Origin of the sequence: Sphingobium quisquiliarum P25, assembly GCF_000445065.1 — a bacterium.
Lineage (GTDB): Bacteria > Pseudomonadota > Alphaproteobacteria > Sphingomonadales > Sphingomonadaceae > Sphingobium > Sphingobium quisquiliarum.
Map to the genome: position 1 here is coordinate 1 of NZ_ATHO01000049.1, position 8469 is coordinate 8469.

8 protein-coding genes are annotated in these 8469 nt (G+C 65.2%); 4 read left to right on the forward strand and 4 right to left on the reverse strand.

The window, feature by feature from the left end; all coding sequences use genetic code 11:
* A partial coding sequence (locus L288_RS27705; protein WP_021237420.1) for a glycosyl hydrolase occupies window positions 1–2113 on the reverse strand: 2113 nt, incomplete at its 3' end.
* A gap of 183 nt (window positions 2114–2296) precedes the next feature.
* Between L288_RS27705 and L288_RS41915 the strand changes: the two genes are divergently transcribed.
* The 3 genes from L288_RS41915 to L288_RS27715 all read left to right on the forward strand — a co-directional run bounded on the left by L288_RS41915 (window position 2297) and on the right by L288_RS27715 (window position 3743).
* Window positions 2297–2938 carry a TetR/AcrR family transcriptional regulator gene (locus L288_RS41915; protein WP_021237421.1) on the forward strand — a complete coding sequence of 214 codons (642 nt, stop codon included), beginning with the start codon at window positions 2297–2299 and terminating at the stop codon, window positions 2936–2938.
* 62 nt (window positions 2939–3000) lie between these two features.
* Entirely contained in the window at window positions 3001–3309 is a 309-nt protein-coding gene (locus L288_RS27710) for a hypothetical protein (RefSeq protein ID WP_021237422.1), read from the forward strand.
* A 161-nt stretch (window positions 3310–3470) separates the two neighbouring features.
* Window positions 3471–3743, forward strand: a complete 273-nt coding sequence (locus L288_RS27715) for a 4a-hydroxytetrahydrobiopterin dehydratase (RefSeq protein ID WP_236613004.1) — start codon at window positions 3471–3473, stop codon at window positions 3741–3743.
* Window positions 3744–3814: 71 nt separating this feature from the next.
* Here L288_RS27715 and L288_RS27720 read toward each other — a convergent pair whose 3' ends face one another.
* The 3 genes from L288_RS27720 to cysD form a co-directional block, all read right to left on the reverse strand.
* Window positions 3815–4603, reverse strand: coding sequence for a 3'(2'),5'-bisphosphate nucleotidase CysQ (locus L288_RS27720; RefSeq protein ID WP_021237424.1), 789 nt, complete (start codon window positions 4601–4603; stop codon window positions 3815–3817).
* Window positions 4600–6513 (reverse strand): sulfate adenylyltransferase subunit CysN, encoded by a 1914-nt coding sequence (gene cysN / locus L288_RS27725; protein WP_021237425.1) that lies wholly within the window; start codon window positions 6511–6513, stop codon window positions 4600–4602. The genes L288_RS27720 and cysN overlap by 4 nt, the downstream gene beginning before the upstream one ends.
* Before the next feature lie 229 nt (window positions 6514–6742).
* Window positions 6743–7663 (reverse strand): sulfate adenylyltransferase subunit CysD, encoded by a 921-nt coding sequence (gene cysD / locus L288_RS27730; RefSeq protein WP_021237426.1) that lies wholly within the window; start codon window positions 7661–7663, stop codon window positions 6743–6745.
* 85 nt (window positions 7664–7748) lie between these two features.
* Between cysD and L288_RS27735 the strand changes: the two genes are divergently transcribed.
* On the forward strand, window positions 7749–8469 hold a 721-nt coding region (locus L288_RS27735), incomplete at its 3' end, for a hypothetical protein (RefSeq protein WP_021237427.1).

The window sequence follows — 8469 nt, forward strand, 5'->3', positions numbered from 1 at the left end:
CCCCCGCCGCGCGGATCGCCGCCGTAAGGCCGCTGGCCGGAACGACCTTCGCACCGGCCTTCATGGCCGCGGCGACAGCCTTCCGCACGCGTGCGTCGCGCCGCCTGGCGTCAGCCAGCCCCTCGTCACGGCGGGGCGCGCGATCGGTGAAGAAGACGGGCAGGCCCGCCCTGGCGAAGCTGGCGATGGCTTCGGCCGTATCGGCGCGAATGCCGTCGATCGGGGGCAGGACGAGCACGGAATAGCGATGGCCGCCCCTGGAAAGGAGCTGCCGCCCGTCCACCTTCGCCTGCGCGATGGAATCGGGATTGATCCGGTCGAAATCATAGCCTGCGGCAAGGAACGCCTTTTCCCCGGCCTGCTTGCCCGCGCCCTCATCCTCTATGCCGACATAATAGCCATAGCGGCCGTAGAACCATGCGACCGGCACCACCGGCTCGCCCGCCTGCATCACCGCCTGAAGACGGCCGATATAGGCGGCCAGCGCCTTCATGCCCGGCCAGACCGGATTGGTTTCATTGATCGGGCCGCTGAACCCAAGCGAGAAGGGGCTGGGTTGAAAGGCGTGCCAGCCCGGCCAATCGTCCGCATGGAAGCGGTAGTTCATGCCGTGCAGGACCATGCTGTTGACCCCGCCCGCCATGATGAGATCGGTGCGCCGCCGCATCTCGTCCGGCGTGACCTCATAGGGGCGGTTGGCCCAGACCAGGCTTTCGGCCGACACGATGGGACGGCCGTAAAGGTTCGCGCCCGACCGGGCGAAGCGCATGAACAGCGGGTCGCCGCCATGCACCAGGTCTTCCGTTTCCGGTATGTCGGCCATGCCATAGCCGCGAATGATGTCGAACGCGCCGCCATGCGCCTGGAACTTCGCCTTGAGCCCGCGCGCATGGTTCCACTCGACGAAGGGCTGGATGAACCCGGCGATCATCATGTCCGACACGGTGCGGCGATAGTCGGCGCGCACCCGTTCGGCGACGTCGCTGTTCGCCGCGTCGAAATAGGGTGGCGAATAATGTTCGTCCCACGCCTGCATCCAGCCCGGCTGCACGACGAAGGGCAGGTAGGGCGTCAGGTCATAGCCGCGCCGCTTCCTGAATTCCTTCAGCAGTCGCGGCCCCCATTGGATGTCCTGCATCAGTTCCAGGCTGTCGACGAAGGTCGCGCGCATGCCCGCCGGGTCCTTGCCCAGCGGATCGCCGACGCGCGCGGCATGGGCGGCGAAGGCGGACGGGTCCATATGGTCGAGGATGAGTTGCGGCCCCTTCCCCGCCGCGCCGAGCACGCCGACATCGGACGCGAACTGGCGGAACACGAAAATCTGCCAGTCGCCCGGCGGCGGCGTCCAGTCGAGCGCCCCGTCCTCACGCAGCTTGCCGGTGAGCAGGATGCTGCTGGCGGGATCGAGCGTGCCGGACGCCAGCACATCGTTCCAGGGCGAGATGGTCATGCCCATCATCCCCTGGCGCGGCTTGAGATCGGGGGCGCTTCCCTTCATCGCGACCACGGCGACGGTGCGGGCGCGCGCCTCCATCCGCTTCCCCCAATCGGCATATTTGGGGTCCTTGACGCGCGGGTCGAAGCCATTGAGCGCGCCCAGCCGCTTGGTGCGTTTGGGGATTTCCACCTTGATGGGACCTGCCGTGCCCCCCTTCACCGCCGTGCGCGCCATCGCCAGTTCGGTGAAGGCCTTTTCCGGCGGGATCGCCTCTCCGCCGCCGGACGGCCACGACGAACCGAGGGTGTAGTCAAGGCTTAGCCCCGCTGACCGCGCCGCGTCCGCCGCCGTGCGCAGATGTGCGAAGAAGCTGGGTTCCGCATAATTGTTGACGGCCACCCTCTCCTGCGGCGTCAGCGTCACGAAATTAGGCGTGAAGGATTGGACTTCCGCCCCGCCAAAGCCATGATCGGCCATCAGTTGCACTTCACGGCGCAGTTCCTGATCCGTCACCGCATCGCCCGGCCACCACCAGCGCAGGCGCGGCCGCGCTTCGGCGGGGGGCGAGCGGAAGCCTTCCTCCAGCCTTTGCGCTCCGGCAGGGACCGCCGCCAGCATCGTCGCGGCGATGAGCAAGCCCTTCATCAGCAGCTTTCGTCCTGCGGTCATCTTCATCCCCTCGATCATGCCTTCGCGTAGCGGCCGGGCAGTGAGCGGGCAGGCTCAGGGCGGCGTACGGCGCTGCCGCATCGATATGCGCCTGACCGGATCGCGTCAATATCGATCATTATCGTTCGATTATGCTCTGGAGCCACTTGCGATATTGTCCGGCAGGGCCCTTTGTGCCACCACAACGGGATGCAGACAGCCCCAGCCTTCAAGCCCAAGCGCGGCAGACCCACGGTGGAGCAGGTCGCCGCGATCGAGCAGACCATCCTGACCACCGCGCGCCGCATGTTCCTGGAAGACGGGTTCGACAATGTGGCCATGGAGGCGGTCGCCACAGAGGCAGGCGTGTCGAAGGGGACCCTCTATGCCCGGCACCCGTCCAAGGAAGCGCTGCTGACCGCCGTGGTCCACAGCAGCGTGGCGGAATGGTCCGCGCGCGCGGCGCAGCATGACCATCTGCTGACGGACAATATCAATGAACGCCTGCGCCATCATGCGCGGATCATCGCGTCCAGCTTCGGCTCGCCCGACGTGCAGGCGCTGTGCAGGCTGATGTTCGCGACGCAGGAACGCTTTCCGTCCGTGTCGGCGGCGCTCCATGACGTGGGCTATCTCTATGCCGTGGGGATCATCGCGAGGGACATCGCCGGTCTGGGGGTGAAGGACGGCATTCCGGCGCGCGACCCCGACAGCGTCGCCTATATGCTGGTGTCGTCCGTTTCGGGATGGCTGTTGCAGGAGGGCGCGGCGCGCGACATCCCGGCGGAGGAGGCGCAGGACATGGCCGATCGCTTCGCGGATTTGCTGCTTGCCGCCCGCGCATCATGGTAGGACTTGAAATTCGAACGTGATCGTGCGATATGGCCGGGGTCGAAGATGGAGGATCCTGACACATGCGTCTTTTTCTGATGGCCACCGCCGCTGCTTTCATGACGGCGAGCGAGCCTGCCATGGCTCAGACGGCTCCGGCCGCCGCCCCTGCCAAGACCAAATATTCCACTGCTGAAACCGATATCGGCACCCTGCTGGATGATCCCGCCGCCAAGGCGATCGTCGAAAAGCATATCCCCGGCCTGACGACCAACGAACAGATCGACATGGCGCGCGGCATGACGCTGAAAGTCGTGCAGCAATATTCGCCCGACGAAGTGACCGATGCGCGGCTGGCCGCCATCGACGCGGACCTCGCGAAGCTGAAATAAGGATAATGGCGCGGGGGATGCCATTCCCCCCCCCACCCCGGCTATGATGAAGGGCGTCCTTTGCGAAGGGCGCCCTTTCCTTTTATCGGTTCTTGGGAATGCGTCCTGCTTGCTGCTATGGCGGGGTCATAGATGGAGGAAGCGGAATGGCGCATGTGAAAATGCCGTTGGATGAAGTGCTGGCGCAAGTGACGGGATGGACCCGATGCACCGGCCGGGAAGCGATCGAAAAGCAGTTTACCTTCGCTGACTTCAACGCGGCCTTCGCCTTCATGACGCGCTGCGCCATGCGGGCCGAGCAGCTCGACCACCATCCCGAATGGAGCAATGTCTACAACAGGGTGGACGTGGTGCTGACCACCCATGATGTCGACGGCATGAGCGACCGCGATGTCGCCATGGCGCAGTTCATGGATGGCATCGCCGCCGCTTGAAAGAACGGGCCGGGCCCGGCTCCTGCCTGCGCAGGGGCGCGGGCTTTGCAGTTCAGGCCCCTCTTCGCGCGTCAGGCTGCCTGGTCAAGCGCGCGGACGAGGGAAAGGACCTGCTCCGCATGTTCCGGGCGGCAGATCAGCAGGTCGGGCAGATAGACGTCCTGCTGATTATAGACCAGCGGCGACCCGTCGATGCGTGAACAGTGCAGGCCATGCGCCTGCGCGACCGCGACCGGGGCCATGCTGTCCCACTCATATTGGCCGCCGGAGTGCAGGTAGATGTCCGCCTGCCCCAGTATGACGGCCATCGCCTTGGCCCCGGCCGATCCCATGGGCACCAGCTCGGCATCCAATCCTTCGGCGACCGCGACGGCTTCCTTGGCCGGGCGCGTGCGGGACACGACCATGCGCAGCTTTTCCGGTGCGGGGGGAAGCGGCTGAACCCGGTCGGTGCGCAGCACGGTGCCAGCGCCGGTTCCGGTCAGGTCCAGTCCCGGCAGCGCGACCGCGCCGATGGCTGGCTTGCCGTCGATGGCGAGGCCGACATGCACCGCCCAGTCGGCACGTTCCTCGCCATATTCGCGGGTGCCGTCGACCGGGTCGACGATCCACACGCGGCTCTTGCCAAGGCGTTCGGCATTGTCCTTTTCCTCTTCGGACAGCAGCCCGTCATCCGGCCTCGCTTCGCGCAGGGCGTGGACCAGGAACTGGTTCGCCGTCTGGTCGCCCGCCTTGCCCAATGCCTTGGCGCTGAACAGGCCGCTGGAACGCACCTCCAGCAGGATGCGGCCTGCGACTTCGGCGAGGTGAGCGGCAAGGTCCGCGTCGGCCAGCGCCTTTGCGTCCACATGCGCGCTCATGGGATCAGCCTCGCCACGATCGCGTCGGCCGCTTCTTCGGCGGTCATCGCGGTGGTGTCGATGCGGATTTCCGGGTCCTCCGGCGCTTCATAGGGGCTGTCGATGCCCGTGAAATTCTTGAGCTGCCCGCTGCGCGCCTTCTTGTAGAGGCCCTTCACATCACGCGATTCCGCTTCGGCCAAAGGCGTGTCGATATGCACTTCGATGAACTCGCCGGGCTGCATCATCTGCCGCACCATCTCCCGTTCCGAGCGGAAGGGCGAGATGAAGGCGGTGATCACGATCAGGCCCGCGTCGGTCATCAGCTTCGCCACCTCGCCCACGCGGCGGATATTTTCCACGCGGTCGGCGTCGGTAAAGCCCAGGTCCTTGTTCAGGCCATGGCGCACATTGTCGCCATCCAGCAGGAAGGTGTGGCGGTTCATGCGCGCCAGCTTCTTTTCGACGAGATTGGCGATGGTCGACTTGCCCGCGCCCGACAGGCCGGTGAACCACAGCACGGCGGGCTTCTGGTTCTTGAGCGCCGCATGGAATTCGCGGGTGACGTCGGTCGCCTGCCAATGGACGTTCTGCGCGCGGCGCAGGCTGAAATTCAGCATGCCCGCCGCGACGGTGGCGTTGCTGATCTTGTCGATCAGGATGAAGCCGCCGAGCGTCCGGTTCTCCTTATAGGGTTCGAAGACGATCTGCTTGTCGGTGGACAGGTTCGCAAGGCCGATGGCGTTCAGGTCCAGCGTCTTGGCCGCCAGATGCTCCATCGTGTTGACGTTGACCTGATATTTGGGCTGCTGCACCGTCGCGGTCACGGTCTGCGTGCCGATCTTGAGCCAATAGGGACGGCCGGGCAGCATTTCCTCGTCCGACATCCACACGATGGTCGCTTCGAACTGGTCGGCGGCCTGCGGCGGATTGTCGGCCAGCGCGATCACGTCGCCGCGCGAGCAATCGATTTCATCGGCGAAGCAGAGCGTGACCGACTGGCCCGCCACCGCCTGATCCAGATCGCCGTCCATCGTGACGATGCGCGTCACCGTGCTGGTCTTGCCCGAAGGAAGCACGCGCACGGCATCGCCCGGCTTGACCACGCCGGTCGCGATCAGGCCGGAGAAGCCGCGAAAGTCGAGGTTGGGGCGGTTGACCCACTGCACCGGCATGCGAAACGGCTTTTCCGCGTCGGCGGCGCTGTTGACCTCCACCGTTTCAAGATGCTCGATCAGCGCGGGGCCCTTGTACCAGGGCGTGTTCGCGCTGGGGCCGGTGATATTGTCGCCCTTGAAGCCGGAGATCGGCATGGCGGTGAAAGTCTCTATGCCGATCGAGCTGGCGAAGGCGGTATAATCCTTGACGATGGCGTCGAAGACCGCCTGATCATAATCGACCAGATCCATCTTGTTGACCGCCAGGACGATGTTCCTGATGCCGATCAGATGCGCCAGATAGCTGTGGCGGCGGGTCTGGGTCAGCACGCCCTTGCGCGCGTCGATCAGGATGACGGCCAGGTCCGCGGTGGACGCGCCGGTCACCATGTTGCGCGTATATTGTTCGTGGCCGGGCGTGTCGGCGACGATGAACTTGCGCTTTTCCGTCGCGAAGAAGCGGTAGGCGACGTCGATGGTGATGCCCTGCTCCCGCTCGGCGGCGAGGCCGTCGACCAGCAGCGCGAAGTCGATATCCTGACCCTGGGTCCCGACCTTCTTGGAATCCGCTTCCAGAGCCGCAAGCTGATCCTCGAAGATCATCTTGCTGTCGTAGAGCAGGCGGCCGATCAGGGTCGACTTGCCGTCGTCCACCGACCCGCAGGTGATGAAGCGCAGCATCGTCTTGTGCTCATGCACCTTCAGATACTGGTCGATATCCTCCGCGATCAGCGCGTCGGTCTTGTAGATGGGTTCGTCGAGAATGTCGGTCATGTCATCTGTCCCGTCATCCCAGCGAAAGCTGGGACCTCGTTGATCTGGATATAATGGTTCACGCGGAGACGCGGAGACGCAGACAGGCCACGCCCACGGCAAAGCCGCATTGCCGAATGGATCGCAGCACCGGGCCGAACCGCCGGAAAAACGGAAAAGCCTGCGGCCTGATGCAACGCCTTCGCGTCTCCGCGTCTCCGCGTGAGGAAAAAGCGGCGGGGCGCCGCCATCAGAAGTAGCCTTCCTGCTTCTTCTTCTCCATGCCCGCGCCGCCCGCGTCCTTGTCGATGGCGCGGCCCTGCCGTTCGGACGTGGTGGTCAGCAGCGTTTCCTGGATCACTTCGGGCAAGGTCTTCGCCTTGCTTTCCACCGCGCCGGTCAGCGGATAGCAGCCCAGCGTGCGGAAGCGGATGGAGCGCATCACCGGCTGTTCGCCGGGCTTGAGCGGGAAACGGTCGTCATCGACCATCAGCAGCATGCCGTCGCGCTCCACGGTCGGGCGTTCCTCCGCGAAATAGAGCGGCACGATCGGCACGTCGTTGAGGTGGATATATTGCCAGATGTCCAGCTCGGTCCAGTTGCTGATCGGGAAGACGCGGATGCTTTCGCCCTTGTTCTTGCGGGCATTGTAGAGGTTCCACAGTTCCGGCCGCTGGTTCTTCGGGTCCCAGCCGTGCGAGGCGGTGCGGAAGGAGAAGATGCGTTCCTTCGCCCGGCTCTTTTCCTCGTCGCGGCGCGCGCCGCCGAAGGCCGCGTCGAAGCCGTAGAGGTCGAGCGCCTGCTTCAACCCTTCGGTCTTCCACATATCGGTGTGCAGCGCGCCATGGTCGAACGGGTTGATGCCCCGCTCCTTGGCTTCCGGGTTGTGATAGACCAGCAATTCCATGCCGCTTTCCCGCGCCATCCGGTCGCGCAGCTTGTACATTTCCTGGAATTTCCAGGTCGTATCGACATGCAGCAGCGGAAAGGGCGGCGGCGAGGGATAGAAGGCCTTGCGCGCCAGGTGCAGCATCACCGCGCTGTCCTTGCCCACGGAATAGAGCATCACGGGCTTTTCCGCTTCCGCCACGACTTCGCGCAGGATGTGGATGCTCTCGGCCTCAAGCCGTTCCAGATGGGTCAGGGTCGATTTACTCAGTTGGTCGGACATTATTCTCTCTACCCTCAAGGGTTCGCCGGGCGGTAGATCGCCCCAAGCGCTTGACCGCGAAGCCCCCATATGGGAGCAAAATCCCATGTCCCTCTCTTTCGCCACCCAGCGCGAGCTGTTGCTACCCCTTGTGGAGGGTATCCATGAGAGCCCGCCATGGGGCGGATTCCTGCGTCAGCTCGTGGCGCGGACCTATGCGCGGCGGGCGTTCCTGATCATCACCCTGGCCAATTCTGCGCCGGGGCAGGAACCCGCCGTGGTGCATGTCGCCGCTCCGCGCGCCGCCACGGAACCGCCGCTGGACTTCCGCCGGATCGAGGCGCTGCGGCTGCATCCCTATGGCGCGCTGCGGCCCGGGCGGGTCTATTCGCTGGACGAGATGCTCGATTATGACCGGCCCGCGCAACTGGCCCGGCAACGCGCGGAACTGGACGAAATGAACATCCGCTACGGCCGGTTCCTGCGGGTGACGGCGGGCGGCGCGGCGGACGCATGGCTGCTGCTGGTGCGCGAACGGGAGGATTTCACCGCTTCGGCCGTGTCCGCGCTGTCGGGCGTGGGGCCGCATCTTTCCGCCGCGCTCAAGACGCTGGCGGCGCTGATCGAACAGAGGTTGCAGGTGGCGCTCGCTCAATCGGCGTTGCAGCGGCAGGGCGTCGGGCAAGTGGCGTTCGATGCGACCGGGCGGGTGATGGCGGCTGACCCGCAGGCCGAAGCGCTGCTGGCCTTCGTTCCCGAACCCGGACCCACGGCCGGGCGGCGGCTTCAACTGGTGCCCGCCGTGTCGCAGGCGCTGGAGGCCGCCT

Excerpts from the sequence above, each read along its gene's own strand:
- L288_RS41915 (WP_021237421.1), top strand. The coding sequence starts at position 2,297 with ATGCAGACAGCCCCAGCCTTCAAGCCCAAGCGCGGCAGACCCACGGTG.
- L288_RS27710 (WP_021237422.1), top strand. The coding sequence starts at position 3,001 with ATGCGTCTTTTTCTGATGGCCACCGCCGCTGCTTTCATGACGGCGAGC.
- cysD (WP_021237426.1), bottom strand. The coding sequence starts at position 7,663 with ATGTCCGACCAACTGAGTAAATCGACCCTGACCCATCTGGAACGGCTT.
- L288_RS27720 (WP_021237424.1), bottom strand. The coding sequence starts at position 4,603 with ATGAGCGCGCATGTGGACGCAAAGGCGCTGGCCGACGCGGACCTTGCC.
- L288_RS27715 (WP_236613004.1), top strand. The coding sequence starts at position 3,471 with ATGCCGTTGGATGAAGTGCTGGCGCAAGTGACGGGATGGACCCGATGC.
- cysN (WP_021237425.1), bottom strand. The coding sequence starts at position 6,513 with ATGACCGACATTCTCGACGAACCCATCTACAAGACCGACGCGCTGATC.